Raw genomic sequence first — 17378 nt, 5'->3', positions numbered from 1 at the left:
GACGAGGGGTGCCCTCGTGCGACGAACGGTCGCGTCACCGCGACGAACGGCGACTCTCCCCGGGACCGCGGCCGCGTTCACCGAACGCGCCGAGTTCGCGGTCGCGGCCCATGCCGAGCCGCTCGGGTACGTGCATGCGGGAGAACGTCCTACCCACATCCCTGGGAATCCGGCGACGCGTCAGCAGACTCACCGCGATCATCGTGACGAATGCCAACGGCACGCTCAACGCGGCCGGATAGGCGGAGAGCACCGTCGGCCATCCCGAGGCCACCGACGGATCGACCGGCAGCAGCACGGTCGCCAGGGCCGCACTGCCCGCGACGAATCCGCCGACGACCATCCCCGCCGCGGCACCGATCGCGGTGAGGCCACGCCACCAGATCCCCAGCACCAACAGCGGACACAACGTCGACGCGGCGATCGCGAAGACCTGCCCGACCGAACGCGACAGGTCGAGGGAGGTCACCGACAGCGCGAGCACGAGCGGCACCACACCGGCGAGCACCGCGGCCACCCGGAAGTCGCGCACCCGGCCGCGCAACACGTCCGTGGACAACACACCCGCGACACTCACCAGCAGTCCGGACGACGTCGACAGGAAGGCCGCGATCGCACCCGAGGCGACCAGCGCCGCGAGCAACTGCCCACCCCAACCCGACAGCACCGATCCCGGCAGCAACAGCACTGCCGCATCGGAACGTCCGGTGATGAGCAGCTGCGGGACGTACAGGCGCGCGAACACCCCGAGCAGCGTGGGGAACAGATAGAACAACCCGAGCAGGCCGATGACGGCGAACGACGTCATGCGCGCCGCCCGTCCGTCGGGATTGGTGTAGAAGCGCACGAGCACGTGGGGCAGCCCCATCGTGCCCAGGAAGGTCGCGAGCATCAGCGAATACACCTGGAACAGCGGATGTTCGCTGCTGGCCCCCAACCCGGCTCCCGGCGACGCCCAGGTGTCGTTGTCGGTCGGCGCACCGGCCACCACCGGCACCGGCGACCCGGCGTCGAGGACCAGTTCGGTTCCGGCCCCGAGGACGTGCTCCCCCGGTTCGAGTTCGAAGACACCCGCGACCGGCCGGCCGTCGATCTCCCCGGTCGCCACGACGGGAAGCGTTTCGGCGACCTGCACGACCACGTCGATCGTCACGTCGACGGTGGTGGTCTCGGTGACGGTGGGCGGCACGGGTTCGTCGACGCCCCGGGCGTCACCGACGAAATGCAGCGTGAGGACCAGGGCCGGCAGAGCGACCGCCGTGAGTTTGAGCCAGTACTGGAAGGCCTGCACGAATGTGATCGACCGCATCCCGCCGCCGACCACGTTGGCCACCACGATCACCCCGACCACCGCAACACCCACCCAGTCGGGCACTCCCAGAAGGATGTTGAGCGTCAGGCCCGCACCCTGGAACTGCGGCACCAGGTACAGGATGCAGATGATCGCCACGACCATCATCGACAGCGTGCGCAGCCACTTCTCCCCCAGCCGGAACTCCGCGAAGTCCGGGACGGTGTAGGCACCCGAACGTCGCAGCGGCGCAGCGACGAACAGCAGCAGACCCAGATAACCGGCCGTGAAACCGACGGGATACCACAGGGCGTCGGCACCGAACTTCGCCACGAGTCCGGCCACCCCGAGAAAGGATGCCGCCGAGAGATATTCGCCGGAGATGGCCGCGGCGTTCCAGCGCGGGCCGACGCTGCGGGACGCGACGAGGAAATCCGAGGTGGTGCGCGCCATCCGCACGCCGTACACACCGATCGCGACGGTGGCGATCGCCGCGGCGACAAGACCGACGACGGTGACGACGGGAATCGATCCGCTCATGGGTCGTCAATCGTCGGTGAGGTCGGTGAAATCCTGCTCGTTGCGTTCGGCGAGGCGCAGATACACCCACGCGATACCGAGCAGGATCGGATAACCGACCACACCGAGCAACACCCACGGCAGGCGGATCCCGAGGACCGTCACCGCCGCGAGACCGGGAGCGAGGTGGAACAGCACCGGAACGGCGCCCAGCAGACACACCGTGAACAGTGCGACGCGCAGGGCGAGCCCGAGCTGAGCCCGGACCAGCCCGCGCACCATCGCGTCGCCCACCTCGGTCTGCTGCTGCACCTCGACCCGGGTGCGGACCATGCGCGCCCCGCGCCGTTCGGCGAGGACGACCTTCTGACGCGGCGGGGGTGGGCCGCCGGTGGTGCTCATCGGGACGTCCACGACTGCATCGGACCGCGGATGAGCCGGTCCTTGAGTTCCCGCGTGTGCCGGCGACTGACGGGCAGTTCGACGGGCGGGGAGTTGCTGTCGCCGCGCAGGCACACGACCAGACCCGAACCCACACTGCGGATACCGGTGACGAGCGGCAACGCCACGAGATAGGAGCGGTGCACCCGCAGGAAGCCGGCGTCGGCCCAGCGGTTCTCGAGCGTCGATATCGGGATACGCACCAGGTGCGAACCGGTCGCGGTGTGCAGTCGCGCGTAGTCGCCCTCGGCCTCGACCCAGTGGACGGACGAGCGCGGCACGAGCGTGGTGACCCCACCGAGCTCGACCGGGATCACGTCGTCGCTCTGGCCGGTCTCGGATGTCGCCTGCGCGGCGGGTCGGCTGCGTTCGGCGATCCGCCGGACCGCTTCGGCGAGTCGTTCCTCCCGCAGCGGCTTGAGGACGTAGTCGACGGCGCCGAGGTCGAATGCCGAGACCGCGCGGTCGTCGTGCGCCGTCACGAACACCACGGCCGGGGACACCGCGAAATTGCGCAGGATGCCCGCGAGTTCCAGGCCGTCGAGCCCGGGCATGTTGATGTCGAGGAAGACCGCGTCGATGCCTCCGTCGCGCAGCACACGCAGAGCGGTCGTCGCGTCTCCCGCGGTGTGTACGACGCCGATCTCCTCCTGCGCGCGCAGCAGGTAGGCCAGCTCGTCGAGGGCCGGCGGTTCGTCGTCGACCGCCAGCACGGTCAGGTTGTCTGTGATCTCGTTCACGGCGAATCCATCGTGCCATGCCGGGTGTTCCTCACGGCCGGATACCCGCCCTGAACTTCGGCACGCGCATGCTCACCCGGGTGCCTGCCCCCGGCGCGGTCTCGATGACGAGGCCGTAGTCGTTGCCGAAGGCCGCCCGCAACCGGTCGTCGACGTTGGCGAGGCCCACGTGCGCGGACTCGCGGACTCCGCTGCCGTGGTCGCTCTCGGCGATCGCGTCGAGCGTGCCGGAGCGCAGCAGTTCCGGGTCCATGCCGATGCCGTCGTCCTCGACGCTGATGACGCAGTCGGTGCCCTCGTCGGCCGCGGTGATGGTGATCGTGCCCGTGCGGGTGTCCTTGCCCGCGATCCCGTGCCGCACGGCGTTCTCGACGAGCGGTTGCAGAGCGAGGAAGGGCAACGTCACATTGAGCACCTCGGGCGCGATCTGCAGGCGCACCTCGAGGGCATTGCCGAAGCGGGCACGTTCGAGCGTCAGGTACCGGTCGATGTTGCGCAGTTCGTCGGCGAGCAGGGTGTACTCGCCGGCCGCGCGGAACGAGTAGCGGGTGAAATCGGCGAAATCCAGCAGCAGTTCGCGGGCCCGGTCGGGGTCGGTCCGGACGAACGACGCCACCGTGTTGAGCGCGTTGTAGATGAAGTGCGGACTGATCTGGGCGCGCAGCGCGCGGACCTCGGCACGGTCGAGCCGGGCACGGGAGGCATCGAGCTCGGCGAGCTCGATCTGACTGCACGCGTACCGCGCCACCTCGGTGATCGCGCCGAGCAGCGCCGGGCCGGGTTCGACGGTCGTTACGACGCCGAGCACCCCTGCGACACCCATGTCCTCCACGACGAGCGGCTGGGCGATCAGTGCGCGGGCCGCTAGGTCGCCGTGGCCTCGCCGCAGGTCGTGGTGCCCGACGAGCACGCGGCGCTTGTCTGCGACGGCCCGGCCCGCGGCGGCGATCATCTCGTCCGTCAGTTCCTCGAACGGGCCGTCCCAGGCGAGCAGGCCACCGTTCTCGTCCAGCAGCGCCACCGCGCGTGCTTCGGCCAACAGCATCCGCAGGTGCGGGGCCGCTTCCTTCGCCGACGACGCGTCGAGCCCGGCGCGCAGGGGGCGCGCCGCGAGGGACGCCGTGTGCAGGGTCGCGTGGACCGCGCGTTCGGCGGGTGTGGTGACCACCCGCCGGGTCCACAGCACCACCGAGACCACGACCAGCACCAGGAGCAGTACCACCGCGGCGAGCTCGATCGCGATCATGCGCTCACGTTACGTCGAATCGACCCACCGCTCCCGGTATGCGCGGTCAGTTCTCCCCACCGAGTCGGCCGGAGAGCCTGCGGAGGCGTTCGAGGCTCGCACCGTCGAGTCCGACGATGGTGACCGTCTTGCCCTTGGCTGCGTACTTCTGCTGGATCGCGTCGAAGGTGGCGACGGTGGACGCATCCCAGATGTCGGCGTCGGTGAGGTCGATGACGACGTTCTCCGGGTCGCCGATGTAGTCGAACTGGTGGACGAGGTCGTTGCTCGACGCCCAGAACAGTTCACCGGTCACCCGATAGGTGCGCGTGTCCACTCCTCCGTCCCCGTCGGTGTCGGCATCGGCGATCTTCTCGACGGTGGTCATGTGCGCGACGCGACGGGCGAACAGCACCATCGCCGTGAGCACTCCGAGCGACACTCCGATCGCGAGATTGCCGGTGCTCACCGTGGCCACGACGGTGACGACCATGACGACGGTCTCGCTGAGCGGCATCAGCCGCAGCGTCCGCGGATGCACGCTGTGCCAGTCGATCGTCGCGATCGACACCATGATCATCACGGCGACGAGGGCAGCCATCGGGACCAGCCCGACGATGTCGCCGAGCGCGACCACGAGGATCAGCAGGAACACGCCTGCCGCCAGGGTGGACAGACGGGTCCGCGCCCCGGAGACCTTCACGTTCATCATGGTCTGGCCGACGACGGCGCAACCGCCCATGCCACCGAAGAATCCGGTCACGATGTTGGCGATGCCCTGACCCCAGCCCTCGCGGGTCTTGTCCGACCGCGTGTCGGTGATGTCGTCGACGAGTTTGGCCGTCATCAGCGATTCCATGAGGCCGACGAGGGCCATCGCGAGCGCGTAGGGCGCGAGGATCCGGAGGGTCTCGAAGGTCATCGGCACGTCCGGGACGAAGAGCGAGGGCAGGCTCTCGGGCAGTTCACCCTGGTCCGCAACGTCGGGCACGTTCAGCGAGAAGGCCACCGTCACGACGGTGAGGAGCACGATCGTGACGAGCGGAGCCGGCACGGCCTCGGTGATCCTCGGGAGGAACACGAGCACCAGCAGACCTGCTGCCACCAGCGGATAGACCATCCACGGCACGTCCACGAGGTGCGGGATCTGGGCGACGAAGACGAGGATCGCGAGCGAATTGACGAAGCCGACCATGACGCTGCGCGGCACGAACCGCATGAGTTTGGCGACGCCGAGGAAGCTGAGCAGCACCTGGAAGATGCCCCCGAGGATCACCGTCGCGATGAGGTGGTCCACCCCGTACTGCTCGGACACCGGGGCGATCACGAGCGCCACCGCCGCGGTCGCCGCCGAGATCATCGCGGGCCGTCCCCCGACGATCGCGATGGTGATCGCCATGGTCACCGAGGCGAACAGCCCGACCCGGGGGTCGACACCGGCGATCACGGAGAAGGCGATGGCCTCCGGGATCAGGGCGAGCGCCACGACCAGGCCGGCCAGGAGTTCGGTCTTCAGACGAGCAGGCGACCGGAGAGCGAATCGGACGGAGACTTCGGTGCGGGGATCGTGCGGCACCTGTTCCGGGCCGTGCGGGGTGTTCACTTGCGGAAATTCTACCGTTGCGCCCTGTCGTCCCTACCGTTGCACATCGTCGTCCCGACCTCGGGCACCGTCGTCCCGACGCCGGCGGCGGATGCGCTCCTCCACCGCTGCTTCGTCGATGTCCAGGCTCTCGAGCACGTCGCGGAGGATCTCGTCGTCGAGTTCACCGCGGTCGCGGGCGTCGATGAGGGCCTGGCGTCGCGCCTGCAGGGACGCCCGCCGGATGTCGTCGAACAGCGCGGCCAGTCGCGTTCCGGCGTCCTCCGCCGTGTCCTCGACGGTCTCCGCCTCCTGCCGGGACCGGAGCGACTTGCGCGCCTTGGCCAGAAGTTTGTCGTAGATCTCCGGGTCCACGCCCTCGGGTGGATGCGTGGCGAGTTCGGTGAGCACCCGATCGCTCGACTCGGCCGAGATCCTGCGGGCCACCGCCATCTGTTCCTCGGTCCGCAGCCGCTCGTAGGGGTCGGTGACGTCGAGTCGGCGGATGAGCCACGGCATCGTCGCACCCTGGATGAGGAGGGTGCCGATGGCGACGACCAGCGCGGAGATCTGGATCATCTCGCGTCCGGGGAAAGGAGCACCCGACGCGATCGCCACCGGCACCCCACCGGCCGCGGCGAGGGTGACGACCCCGCGCATACCCGCCCACGACACCACGACGTGTTCCCGGAAGTTCAGCTGGTCGCGGCCGAGGCGTTCGGATCCGGCGCGTCGCACGAGCGCGCGCCGCCCCCAGTGCAGCAGACCCCACGCGGGCCTCACGATCATGACGACGAGCAGGATCACCACCGCACCGAGCAACGCGAGGCGCAGATCGGTGCCGCTGTCACGGACCTCGTCGAGGACGAACCGCAGTTGCAGGCCCATGTAGGCGAAGACGAACGTCTCGAGCACCACGTCGACGCTCTTCCACACCGCGCGTTCCTGCAGTCGCGTGCTCACCGAGACCTCGGTGGCCCGGTGCCCGATGAACAGTCCGGCGGCGACGACGGCGAGCACTCCCGAGGCGTGGATCTCCTCGGCGGCGAGATAGGCCGCGAACGGCAGCACCAGCCCGAGCACGGTCTCGAGCGGCGAGTCGTACATCCGGGCACGGATCAGGTGGACGGCGTACGCGAGCACCAGACCGACGGCGATGCCACCCGCGACCTCGTAGACGAAGAACAGGAACGGCGAATCGGCGAGGATGTGTGTGCCCGTGACGGCCGAGATCGCCACGGTGAACAGGGTCAGTGCGGTGGCGTCGTTGACCAGCCCTTCCCCGGTCAGCACCGCGATGACCCGTTTCGGCAGTCCGAGTCGCTGGCCCACGGCGACGGCACTGACCGCATCGGTCGGTGCGACGACGGCGCCGAGAGCGAGCGCCGCACCGAAGGTCAGCGCCGCCATCATCGCGGATGCCGTCCACGCCACGACGAACGCCGTGACGAGCACGGCGTAGATGCCGAGCCGCAGGATCGACGGCAGGTACTGCCGGAAGGTGGGAACCGAGAACCGCAGGGCCGACGAATACAGCAGCGGCGGCAGGACGACCCCGAGGATGATCTCCGGATCCAGTTCGAGCCTCGGCAGGCCCGGCACGAACGACACCAGCGCTCCGACGGTGACGAGCACGAGCGGGGCCTGCAGGTCGCGGCGCGACGCGACGGCGGTCACCGCGATCCCGGCGATGACGACCAGCAGGATCCACGCGCCGTTCATCGCGACGGCACCGTGCCAGGCGTCCGGTTCACGGTGTGATGGTGACACAGCCGGCGGCCGGCCGAAGCGAACCCGCAGTCGGGTGCCGGATCCGTGATCACCCTTGTGCGGCCACCCCGGTGATGACGGCACGCGTCGTGGCGATCAGCCGGGTGAGTCCGGGCTCCTCGATCGGCCAGTGCCCGCAGTTCTCGAGCAGGACGGCCTGCGTCGGCGCGGAGATGCGGTCGAGGAACCGCAGGCTGGGCTCCGGTGGGGTCCAGCGGTCGGCGGCCGGGTGCACGAGCGTGACCGGGGCTGCGGTGAAGTCCTCGGGCGCGGCATGCGGGTAGGTGAACCAGTCGGCCAGAAATCCCAGCGGGATCCGGACTCCTCCCCCCGAGCGGGTCCGACTCGCACATGCGCGTGAGGTCGGGGTCGTTGCTCATCCGGTTCATCCGCACGAGCCATCTGATCGGCAGTCGGAGATCACCTGCCACCCGGGCCACGGGCGGCAGAAGCGACGGTGCCACCTTTCCGGCGAAGCCCCATCGGGCTGCGGCTACCCGCCCCTGGGGGTCGCCGGGGTCGAGGAGGCAGGTCGCGACCACCGCGGCCACCTATCCGGTGCGGGCCGCGACCTCGTAGGCCATCATCCCGCCCATACTCGCGCCGAAGAGGACCAGCGGCCGGGGATCGTCGGCGCGTTCGGCGGCAACGAGGTCGCAGAGCAGGTCGATCCAATCGCAGTAGCGGACCTGCGAGGGATGGGGTTCGACGGTGCGGCCGTAGACGGGCATGTCCGGGAAGAGGATGTCCACGTCGTCGTCCGCAGCCAGGCAAGCGAACGACCAGAGCGCCGCGGAATGGCCGCCCGCGCCGTGGATTCCCATCACGCGCACCGGAGCATCGGGACGGCGGTCGCGGGCGATGTGGACGCGGCGACCACGCCACTCCCACCACGTAGACTCCGGTTCCCGCCGAGCCGATCGGTAATTCTCGGGCAGGAACTCGGCATAGGCCGCTGCGGTCATCGTCCGATCCCTTCGTCGTCGTACCGACGAGTGATGTCTGCACCAGGTATGCGGCGCACGATAGTTGCCCGCCTCGACCTGCACAATGTCGAGCTCATGCGAATAATATGCTGCGTCGCAACGAATCTCGAGTACGTGGTGGCCACGTCATCATCTTCGGCCGGCCTGCCGGACTCCGTTCGCTCCGCCTGTTCCCACGACCGGCCCGCATACCCGATCCCACAACGGGATCGGCAGGTCGTTTGCTCCGACCCGGCACGGGTATGCAACCGATCGACCGCCGTGTACCCGGCCCAGCGAGGAGTGCGTGTGATCCCAGCCCGCGACGACGACGGCTACGCGGACCTGCGCTCCTATGCCGCACTGGGCGACGGCGACACCGTCGCCCTCGTCGCCGAGGACGGGTCGGTGGACTGGTATCCGGTACCGCACCTCGACTCGCACCCCGTCTTCGCGCGACTGCTCGATGCACCGGCGGGCGGTTCCGTCGAACTGCGGCCGGTCGACGAGTTCACCGTCGAACGCGCATACGTGCCGGGAACGAACGTGCTGAGCACCGTCTTCACCACGGCACAGGGCCGTGTCCGGGTGACCGATTCGATCGACACGGGCGTCGCCGGGCGGTTGCCCTGGGGTGAGCTCGCCCGCCGCGTCGAAGGTCTGGACGGCGAGGTCGCGATGCGCTGGACGGTCGCGCCCGGCACCGGACTGGGCCGGTACCAGCCCTGGTGCGACCGGACCCAGCACGGCCCTGTCCTGCGGGTGGGCACCGTGAGCATCGGGGTGCGCACGTCCGGCACGGGTGAACCCGTGGTCGAGCACCGCTCGATCGGTGGCGGTTTCACCACCTCGGCCGGGTCCCGGCACCTGATCGCCGTGCTGTCGACGGAGAACGAGCCCCTGCCGTTGCCCGACGCCGACGCGATCGTTGCCAACATCGACCGCACCGTCGACCGATGGAAGCAGTGGTCGACGCTCCTGCACTACGACGGCCCCTGGGCCGACGCGGTGATCCGGAGCGCGCTCGCACTGAAACTGCTGCAGAACCGATCGGGCGCGATCGCCGCGGCGGCGACGACGTCCGTTCCGGAGAACCCGGACGGCGAGAAGAACTGGGACTACCGTTTCGCATGGGTGCGCGACGCCGCCTACACCCTGCACGCGCTGATCCGTCTCGGCGATCGCGAGGAGGTGCACGCCGCGATGAGCTGGTTGCTCCGCGTGGTGCGCGATCAGGGCGCCGATGCGGAGGTGTTCACCCGGCTCGACGGCGGAACGCCCGACGACGAACGGCGACTGGACGTTCCGGGTTGGCGCGGAATCGGCCCGGTGGTCGAGGGGAACAGGGCCGCAGGCCAATTGCAGCTCGGGATCTACGGCGACCTGTTCGAGATCGTGACCCTCTACAGCAGTGAGGGTTACGTGCTCGACATCGCGACCGCGCGTCTGCTCGCCCGCATCGCCGACCACACCTGCGATGTCTGGCAGCAGGCCGATCACGGCATCTGGGAACTGCTCGAACGCGAGCACTACACCAACTCGAAGATGAGTTGCTGGCACGCGCTCGACCGCGCCGTCCACCTCGCCGAGGTCGGGCAGATCCCGGGAACGGCGGATCGCTGGCGACGCGAACGCGATCTCATCCGCGACTGGATCGAGGAGAACTGCTGGTCGGACGAACAGGGTTGCTACACCGCCTATCCCGGCACCGATCGCCTGGACGCGTCCGTCCTGCTCGGAGCCGTCGGCGGGTACGACCGGGGTCCGCGCATGCAGGCCACCTGCGATGCCCTGCGACGGGAACTCGGCCGCGGACCGCTGCTCTACCGGTACAGCGGTGCCGACAAGGAGGAAGGGACGTTCGTCGCCTGCGCGTACTGGATGGTCGCCGCACTGGCCGAGACGGGACGGACCGACGAAGCCACCGAACTGATGGGCGAACTCGTACCGCTCGCCAACGACGTGGGCCTGTACTCGGAGATGATCGCCGAGGACGGTACCTTCCTCGGCAATCTCCCCCAGGGACTGGGCCACCTCGCGCTCATGACGGCTGCACTCACACTCATCGAGAAGTACTGATCGCCGATCGACCGGAGGAGCGGACAGGTATGACGCTGATAGGTTTTCACGCCTCACACGAACAGGCGTCCCCATCCCGCCTGCTCGAGGACGTCCGGCTCGCGGAAGCGGCCGGCTTCGGGGCGGCCATGTGCTCGGACCACATCGAGCCGTGGTCGCACCGCCAGGGACACTCGGGGTTCGCGTGGTCGTGGCTCGGAGCGGCCCTGGCCACCACCGACCTACGTTTCGGTGTCGTCACCGCGACCGGCTTCCGCTACCACCCCGTCGTCACCGCCCAGGCCACCGCCACTCTGGCATCGATGTTCCCGCACCGCTTCTGGTTCGCACTCGGCAGCGGCGAGCACTGCAACGAACGGATGTCCGGAGTCGCCTGGCCACCCAAGGAGGAACGGCAGCAACTCCTCGGCGAGAACCTCGACATCGTGCGACGCCTGCACGCGGGCGAGGTCGTCGACCACGACGGCGCGGTGAGGGTCGACCGCGGACGGGTCTGGGACCGGCCGGAGATCCCTCCCGAAATCCTGCTTCCTGCATTGACTCCCGAAACGGCCGGTCGTTTCGCCGACCGGGTCGACGGTCTCGTCACCGTCAACGCCCCGCTCGACGACCTGCGCCGGATCCTCGGCGCCTACCACGACGGAGGCGGACGTGGACGGACCGTGCTGCAGGTCCATCTGAGTTGGGCTCCCACCCGGGAGCGTGCTCGGGAGATCGCACGGGAACAGTGGGCGACGAACGCCCTACCGCCGGAACTCATGGCAGAGCTTGCCACAGCCGAGGAATTCGAGTCCCACGCCGCCGAACTCGACGACGGCGACCTCGAGGGCGCAGTGATCGTGTCCGACGATCCCGCCGAACACGTCGACCGCCTGTGCGAATTCGCCGAACTCGGTTTCGACGAGATCTACCTGCACCATGTGGGGCCGGATCAGCGCCCGTTCATCGACACCTTCGGCGACACGGTACTTCCGTATCTGCCGTGATCAGGGTTGACGCGGACCCGGCTGTGCTTCGGGGCCCGGACCGCCCTCGGGGCCCGGCTCACCGCCGGGTTCGGGCTGCGTGCCCGGTGCGGGATTGTCGGTGGTACCCAGATGCTGACGAGCGGCGTCCTGCGCCTTGTCGACGTGCTGGGCGTACTTCCCGCCGGTACGTCCGTCCACCTGGTCGCCGGCCTTCTCGATGAACTGGTCGGCCTTGTCGGGATTCTTCGCGGCGTAGTCCTTGCCCTTGTTCACAAGGCCCTTCACCGAATCCATGAAACCCATCGTTCGGTCCTTCCCTCGTCGGATCGCCGTGAGGTTCGGGCGCACCCATCCGTGCGCTGCGGGTCAGTGTACGCCCGGCAGCAGATCGTCGTGGGCAGCGAACAGGCGCCGGCGTTCCCCGTGCAGACGCCCCGACACCCACCACAGGGCCTCGACGAGGACGACTCCGATCAGCCCGCACGTCACCGCGATCGTCGTGTACCCGACGTTCGACGGGTCGAGCGCGAAGAACTCGCGGGTGAACGGTACGGAGAACAGGATCACGTAGCCGAGCACCGAACCGGCGAGCAGCACGATCTTCCACCACTGGTACGGGCGGGCGACCACCGCGAGCACCCACAGCGCGATGATCAGCAGGGTGATCAGGGCCGAGGTACCGGCCTGGATCTTCTGCTGCTCGGTCTGCTCCGGACCGCCGTAGACGAGCACGTAACAGACGAAGGTCGCCACACCGACCACGACGCCCGAGGGGATCGCCAGTCGCATCACGCGGGAGACGAAGCCCGAGCGTGCCCGCTCGTTGTTCGGTGCCAGCGACAGCAGGAAGGCGGGGATGCCGATGGTGAACCACGCCGCGATCGTCACGTGGCGCGGCAGGAACGGGTACGGCAACGGCTCGAAGTCGAATACCTGCGACAGCACACCCGACACGCCCACCAGGAAGGCGAGGAGCACCGAGTACACCGTCTTGGTGAGGAACAGGTTGGAGACGCGTTCGATGTTGCCGATGACCCGACGACCCTCGGCCACCACGTAGGGCAGCGTCGCGAACTTGTTGTCGAGAAGGACGATCTGCGCGACCGCACGGGTGGCGGGGCTGCCCGATCCCATCGCGACTCCGATGTCGGCGTCCTTGAGGGCGAGCACGTCGTTGACGCCGTCGCCGGTCATCGCGACGGTGTGGCCGCGCGACTGCAGCGCCCCGACCATCGCGCGCTTCTGGTCGGGACGGACCCGGCCGAAGGTCGTCGAGCCCTCGACGACGTCGGCGAGTTCGTTCCCGCCCTCCGGCAGGGAACGCGCGTCGATGGGGGACGCGCTGCCCGGCAGGCCGAGCGACGAGGCGACCGCACCGACGGCGATCGCGTTGTCGCCGGAGATGACCTTGACGTCGACCTGCTGGCCGGCGAAGTACTCGAGGGTCGGCTTCGCGTCCGGGCGTACCCGCTGTTCGAGGACGACGAGCGCCGCCGGCGTGACCGTGCCGGGAGCAAGTTCGTCGTCGACCGGACGGTCGCTGCGCGCGAGCAGCAGCACCCGCAGTCCGTTCGAGCCGAGTTCCTCGGCGCGTCGCGCCGCGTCGGTGCCGGGGTCGAGCAGCACGTCGGGTGCGCCGAGGAGCCAATTGCCGTGGATGCCGTACGACTGACCGCTCCACTTCTTCGCCGACGAGAACGGCGCGACGGCCGTCGGCTCGCCCCAGCCGGGGGCGGTGGGGAACGCCTCGGCGATCGCGAGGACGCTGGCGTTGGGGCGCGGGTCGTCGGCCGCGAGCGCGGCCAGGGCGGCGCGGGCCTCGTCGAGGTCGCTGCCGTCGACGGCTTCGAGGTCGGACAGGCGCATGCCGTTCTCGGTGAGCGTGCCGGTCTTGTCGGCGCACACCACGTCGACGCGCGCGAGGCCTTCGATCGCCGGCAGTTCCTGCACGAGGCATTGGCGTCGCCCGAGGCGGACGACACCGACCGCGAACGCGATGGAGGTCATGAGCACGAGGCCCTCGGGCACCATCGGCACGAGGGCGGCGACCATGCCGCTCAGCGCGGGGCCGAGCGACTCGCCGCTGGAGAAGAGCTGGTTGTAGATGATGAGCAGACCCGCGGGGATCATCAGGTAGGTGATGAAGCGCAGGATCTTGTTGATGCCCGCGTTCAGCTCCGACTTCACGAGCGTGAACTTGCTGGCCTCTTCCGCGAGCCGCGCCGCGTAGGCGTCGCGGCCGACCTTCGTCGCGCGGTAGGAGCCGGAACCGGAGGCGACGAAGCTGCCCGACATGACCGTCGAACCGGGCACCTTGTGCACGGGATCCGACTCGCCCGTCAGCAGCGACTCGTCCAGTTCGAGTCCCTGGGCCTCGACCACCTCGCCGTCGACGACCAGCTGGTCGCCGGGGCCGAGCTCGATGAGGTCGTCGAGGACCACTTCGCGGGGAACGATCGGCGCGGCGGCGCCGTCCCGGCGCACGACGGGCTTCGTCTGGCTGACGATGGCCAGTTTGTCGAGGGTGCGCTTGGCGCGCACCTCCTGGATGATGCCGATGCTGCTGTTCGCGATGATCAGCAGACCGAACATGCCGTCGATGATCGAGCCGGTGGCCAGCACGATCAGCAGCAGCACCCCGAGGATCGCGTTGATGCGGGTGAACACGTTGGCCCGGACGATGTCCTTGACCGACCGGGATGCGCGGTCGGGGACATCGTTGGTGAGGCCACGCGCCACACGCTCGGCGACCTGCTCGGTGGACAGCCCGTTGGCTGCGTGGTCGGGTGCGAGGACCGGCGCCTCGCCCGTTCCCACCACCGTCGTGGGCTCTTCTACTGCCATGACGAACCAGATTAGGGCACGAAAGCGAACAACCGGTGTCGTGGCGGGTGGATCAGCTCGACGCGAGCCACCAGGGCTCGAGTGCGACGGGCTTCGACGTGTCGGACTTCGACACGTCGATCCGCTGACCCGGCATCGGTACCGCCGTGATCACCTCCGACTCCTTCGCGGCGGGCAGCAACCGGGTGATCGGCTCCGACCAGGCATGGAAGGCGAGGTCGAAGGTTCCCCAGTGCACGGGCACCAGCAGACTGTCGCGACGGTCGACACCACCGAGGTCGAGATGCGTGCGCACCGCCTCCTCCGGATTCATGTGCACGTCGGGCCAGCGCTTGTCGTAGGCGCCGACGGGCAGCAACGTCAGGTCGAACGGCCCGTATGCCTCGCCGACGTCCGCGAACCGCGGGGTGTACCCGCTGTCACCACCGAAGAACACCCGGCGCACCGGCCCGGTGAACACCCACGACGACCACAACGTGATGTTGCGCTGCAGGCCCCGGCCGGAGAAGTGCCGGGCCTCGGTGCACGTGATGCGCAGGCCGTCGACCTCGACGTGCTCGTCCCAGTCGAGTTCGACGATGCGGTCCTCGTCGATCCGCCAGCGGCGCAGGTGCGCACCCACCCCCAGTGGGACGACGAACCGGACGGTCGGCTGCAGCACGGCGAGGCTCTCGATCGTGAACCGGTCGAGATGGTCGTAGTGGTCGTGCGAGATCACCACCGCATCGAGGCGCGGCAGGGTCTGCAGTTCGACCGGCACCGGATGCAGACGTGCCGGGCCGACGGTCGGTGACGGCGACACGCGCTCGCTCCACACCGGGTCGCACAGCACCCGGTAACCGTCGACCTCCACGAGGGCGGTCGAGTGCCCGAACCACGTCACGGCGAGATCCGCCGCGTCGACCGGAGCGAGATAGGGCGACAACGGCACGTCGGTGCGAGGTCTCCCCCGCGACCCTCGGGTGAGCAGGTCCTTCGCGAAACCGCCCGCCGCCTCGGGGCCGAGCACGGACGCCGGGTCGGTGTTGTGGAAACGACCGTCGCGGTAGCGGGGCGACGCGGCGGCATACGGGCGGATGTCGGAGACCGAGGCGCCGATGGAACCGGGCAGGCCGTTGACGGCACGCGCGACCCACAGAGTGCCCGCTCCGGCGAGCGCGGCCGAGACCGCGGACCGGACGTTCATCGTCCGCGGAAGATCGGGTCGCGGCGCTCGGAACGAGCGAGCCTGGCCTCCTGGGCGTCCTCGCTGAGCCATGCCGCAGCGAGTGCGGCAGTCTGTTCGGGTGTGGCCTCGTCGCGGGTGCCGTCGTCGTTGAGGAACAACTTCATCGCGTTCAGCGACAGCGGCGCGAGCTTCGCGATCTCGTGCGCCCAGGCCTGGGCGGCGGCGAGATCGCCGATGCGGTTGGCGAGCCCCCGCGCGAGCGCCTCCTCGGCGTGGACGGGTTCGGCGGCGAGGAAGACGGCGCGTGCCGGACCGCCGCCGATGAGCGAGGCGAGGCGCCGGACCGTCCAGCGGTCCACCGAGATACCGAGGCGCGCAGCAGGAACCGAGAAACGCGCGGTGGGCGCCACGACCCTCAGGTCCGACGCGAGCGTCAGCTGGGTGCCGGCACCGATGGCCGGGCCGTTGACGGCCGCGATCACCGGAATCGGCGCCTCGACGATGGTGCGCAGCATCTCGGCGAGGCTGTCGGTGAACCCTTCGGCGTAGACGTCGCCGGAGAGATCGGCCCCGGCGCAGAAGCTCGAGCCCCGCCCGGTGATCACCATGACGCGCGCGTCGTCGGCCACGGCCTTGTCCACGGCTTCGCGGATCTCCACGCACAACTGCGTGTTGAGCGCGTTCCTGCGTTCCTCGCGTTGCAGTTCCACGGTCACGACGTCGCCGTCGCGGCTGATCCCGATCATGTGTCGCCCCATCCCTTCGTCACCGAACACCCCGCATCATTCCATCAGTTCGAGCATGCCCTGATCGCCCTGATCCGATTTCGGTGGATCCGACCCCGCTGAGCGGGGCTGGAACCACCGAAACTGTGGAATCGGGATCAGTGGAACCAGTCGAGGAGACGCCCGCGCGACCAGCAGCGCGCCACCGCATCCACCCGCTGCCGAGAGCCCTCGTACAACGCGATACCGACGATGCTGTGACCGGAGGCCGGGCGATCACCGAGCGTCGGGATCGACGGCGCGACGCCCACACCCTCGGCCGACACCCACGCGACCGTTCGCACCGCGGCCGCCTCGCGGAGGCGGATGACGAACGACGGGCGTCGCGGGATCGCCAGACGCGACAACGCCCAGGTCGTCGTCACGACGGGCAGAGCACCCTCGGGTACCGCCGCGATCGCGTCGGGCAGCAGGTCCACGAGGTCGCCGCAGAACCGGACGGGTGGGTCCTCGGCGAGCAGGGCGTCCTCGACGCCGGGCCGGTGCCGCGTCACGGCGGCGCGCGCGACCACCGGAGGCATCGCCCGCTCGGGAACCGACCCGCCGTGGACGATCGAACAACTCTCCTGCACAGGGGAATCCGGATCGCCCAGGAAGACGCCGTCGCTGTAGGTGATGCCCACACGGTCGACGCACAGGTTCAGGGCCGCGGTGCGCCCCACGTCGATCAGGCCGATCGCGGTCGCACCCGCGCGGTGGGCCGCCTCGGCGATCGCCGGGTGGAGCACTGCGTAGCGACCCGTCTCGTCGGCGGCGCTTCTCCGTCGTGCCGTGTCGGCCATGTCGGCTCACTCCTCGTCGTCGGCGTCGGTGCGCGGACGACCCGGTCTGCGCATGCGCCCCACCTCGCGCGGCATCCGGCCGGCCTCGGTGAGGGCCCGCCGGAGCAGGAAATCGATCTGGGCGTTGGTGCTGCGCAACTCGTCGGCAGCCCACCGCGCGAGCGCGTCGTGGACTGCCGGGTCGAGGCGCAGCAGCACCTTCTTACGTTCGGCCATGCC

General features: G+C 69.3%; 14 protein-coding genes and 1 pseudogene. 2 read left to right on the top strand and 13 right to left on the bottom strand.

The features are described from left to right. Window positions 1–34: 34 nt before the first annotated feature. The 7 genes and pseudogenes from U9J23_RS04740 to U9J23_RS04710 form a co-directional block, all read right to left on the bottom strand. Window positions 35–1831: a sodium/solute symporter gene (locus tag U9J23_RS04740; RefSeq protein ID WP_059381739.1), complete on the bottom strand. Its 1797-nt coding sequence runs from the start codon at window positions 1829–1831 to the stop codon at window positions 35–37. Window positions 1832–1837: 6 nt separating this feature from the next. Further along, window positions 1838–2212, bottom strand: a complete 375-nt coding sequence (locus tag U9J23_RS04735; RefSeq protein WP_059381779.1) for a hypothetical protein — start codon at window positions 2210–2212, stop codon at window positions 1838–1840. After that, a complete protein-coding gene (locus U9J23_RS04730) occupies window positions 2209–2991 on the bottom strand; it encodes a LytR/AlgR family response regulator transcription factor (protein WP_085469295.1) in 783 nt (260 codons plus the stop codon). The genes U9J23_RS04735 and U9J23_RS04730 overlap by 4 nt, the downstream gene beginning before the upstream one ends. 31 nt (window positions 2992–3022) lie before the next feature. Next, window positions 3023–4237: a sensor histidine kinase gene (locus U9J23_RS04725; RefSeq protein WP_085469294.1), complete on the bottom strand. Its 1215-nt coding sequence runs from the start codon at window positions 4235–4237 to the stop codon at window positions 3023–3025. Between the two features lie 46 nt (window positions 4238–4283). Then, entirely contained in the window at window positions 4284–5819 is a 1536-nt protein-coding gene (locus U9J23_RS04720; protein WP_059381742.1) for a SulP family inorganic anion transporter, read from the bottom strand. Between the two features lie 33 nt (window positions 5820–5852). Continuing rightward, entirely contained in the window at window positions 5853–7520 is a 1668-nt protein-coding gene (locus U9J23_RS04715; RefSeq protein WP_106200542.1) for a Na+/H+ antiporter, read from the bottom strand. A 97-nt stretch (window positions 7521–7617) separates the two neighbouring features. Next, a pseudogene (locus U9J23_RS04710) lies at window positions 7618–8533 on the bottom strand (alpha/beta hydrolase). A gap of 309 nt (window positions 8534–8842) precedes the next feature. Here U9J23_RS04710 and U9J23_RS04705 point away from each other — a divergent pair. Beyond that, the gene (locus tag U9J23_RS04705) at window positions 8843–10612 is read left to right on the top strand and encodes a glycoside hydrolase family 15 protein (RefSeq protein WP_229580512.1); all 1770 of its coding nucleotides are present in this window, start codon (window positions 8843–8845) and stop codon (window positions 10610–10612) included. 29 nt (window positions 10613–10641) lie between these two features. Further along, window positions 10642–11598 (top strand): TIGR03885 family FMN-dependent LLM class oxidoreductase, encoded by a 957-nt coding sequence (locus tag U9J23_RS04700; RefSeq protein ID WP_326601615.1) that lies wholly within the window; start codon window positions 10642–10644, stop codon window positions 11596–11598. Here U9J23_RS04700 and U9J23_RS04695 read toward each other — a convergent pair whose 3' ends face one another. The 6 genes from U9J23_RS04695 to U9J23_RS04670 form a co-directional block, all read right to left on the bottom strand. Then, the gene (locus U9J23_RS04695; RefSeq protein ID WP_059381746.1) at window positions 11599–11883 is read right to left on the bottom strand and encodes an antitoxin; all 285 of its coding nucleotides are present in this window, start codon (window positions 11881–11883) and stop codon (window positions 11599–11601) included. Between the two features lie 63 nt (window positions 11884–11946). Beyond that, complete coding sequence (locus tag U9J23_RS04690) at window positions 11947–14424, bottom strand: HAD-IC family P-type ATPase (protein ID WP_059381747.1); 2478 nt, start codon at window positions 14422–14424, stop codon at window positions 11947–11949. 52 nt (window positions 14425–14476) lie between these two features. Further along, on the bottom strand, window positions 14477–15610 hold the full coding sequence (locus U9J23_RS04685) for an MBL fold metallo-hydrolase (protein WP_326601612.1): 1134 nt from the start codon (window positions 15608–15610) through the stop codon (window positions 14477–14479). Then, window positions 15607–16338 carry an enoyl-CoA hydratase gene (locus U9J23_RS04680; RefSeq protein WP_059381780.1) on the bottom strand — a complete coding sequence of 244 codons (732 nt, stop codon included), beginning with the start codon at window positions 16336–16338 and terminating at the stop codon, window positions 15607–15609. The genes U9J23_RS04685 and U9J23_RS04680 overlap by 4 nt, the downstream gene beginning before the upstream one ends. 137 nt (window positions 16339–16475) lie before the next feature. Further along, complete coding sequence (locus U9J23_RS04675; RefSeq protein ID WP_059381749.1) at window positions 16476–17159, bottom strand: DUF2332 family protein; 684 nt, start codon at window positions 17157–17159, stop codon at window positions 16476–16478. A gap of 6 nt (window positions 17160–17165) precedes the next feature. After that, on the bottom strand, window positions 17166–17375 hold the full coding sequence (locus U9J23_RS04670) for a hypothetical protein (RefSeq protein ID WP_085469289.1): 210 nt from the start codon (window positions 17373–17375) through the stop codon (window positions 17166–17168). Between the last annotated feature and the right edge of the window lie 3 nt (window positions 17376–17378).

The organism is Rhodococcus sp. PD04 (assembly GCF_035918275.1).
Taxonomy (GTDB): Bacteria; Actinomycetota; Actinomycetes; order Mycobacteriales; family Mycobacteriaceae; genus Rhodococcus; species Rhodococcus rhodochrous.
The sequence above is the reverse complement of the archived record's forward strand: the minus strand, read 5'-3'. Positions and strand labels throughout refer to the sequence as shown.

Coding starts and splice junctions, on each gene's coding strand:
- U9J23_RS04670 (WP_085469289.1), bottom strand. CDS start 17,375: ATGGCCGAACGTAAGAAGGTGCTGCTGCGCCTCGACCCGGCAGTCCAC.
- U9J23_RS04735 (WP_059381779.1), bottom strand. CDS start 2,212: ATGAGCACCACCGGCGGCCCACCCCCGCCGCGTCAGAAGGTCGTCCTC.
- U9J23_RS04700 (WP_326601615.1), top strand. CDS start 10,642: ATGACGCTGATAGGTTTTCACGCCTCACACGAACAGGCGTCCCCATCC.
- U9J23_RS04680 (WP_059381780.1), bottom strand. CDS start 16,338: ATGATCGGGATCAGCCGCGACGGCGACGTCGTGACCGTGGAACTGCAA.
- U9J23_RS04675 (WP_059381749.1), bottom strand. CDS start 17,159: ATGGCCGACACGGCACGACGGAGAAGCGCCGCCGACGAGACGGGTCGC.
- U9J23_RS04695 (WP_059381746.1), bottom strand. CDS start 11,883: ATGGGTTTCATGGATTCGGTGAAGGGCCTTGTGAACAAGGGCAAGGAC.
- U9J23_RS04725 (WP_085469294.1), bottom strand. CDS start 4,237: ATGATCGCGATCGAGCTCGCCGCGGTGGTACTGCTCCTGGTGCTGGTC.
- U9J23_RS04715 (WP_106200542.1), bottom strand. CDS start 7,520: ATGAACGGCGCGTGGATCCTGCTGGTCGTCATCGCCGGGATCGCGGTG.
- U9J23_RS04740 (WP_059381739.1), bottom strand. CDS start 1,831: ATGAGCGGATCGATTCCCGTCGTCACCGTCGTCGGTCTTGTCGCCGCG.
- U9J23_RS04685 (WP_326601612.1), bottom strand. CDS start 15,610: ATGAACGTCCGGTCCGCGGTCTCGGCCGCGCTCGCCGGAGCGGGCACT.
- U9J23_RS04690 (WP_059381747.1), bottom strand. CDS start 14,424: ATGGCAGTAGAAGAGCCCACGACGGTGGTGGGAACGGGCGAGGCGCCG.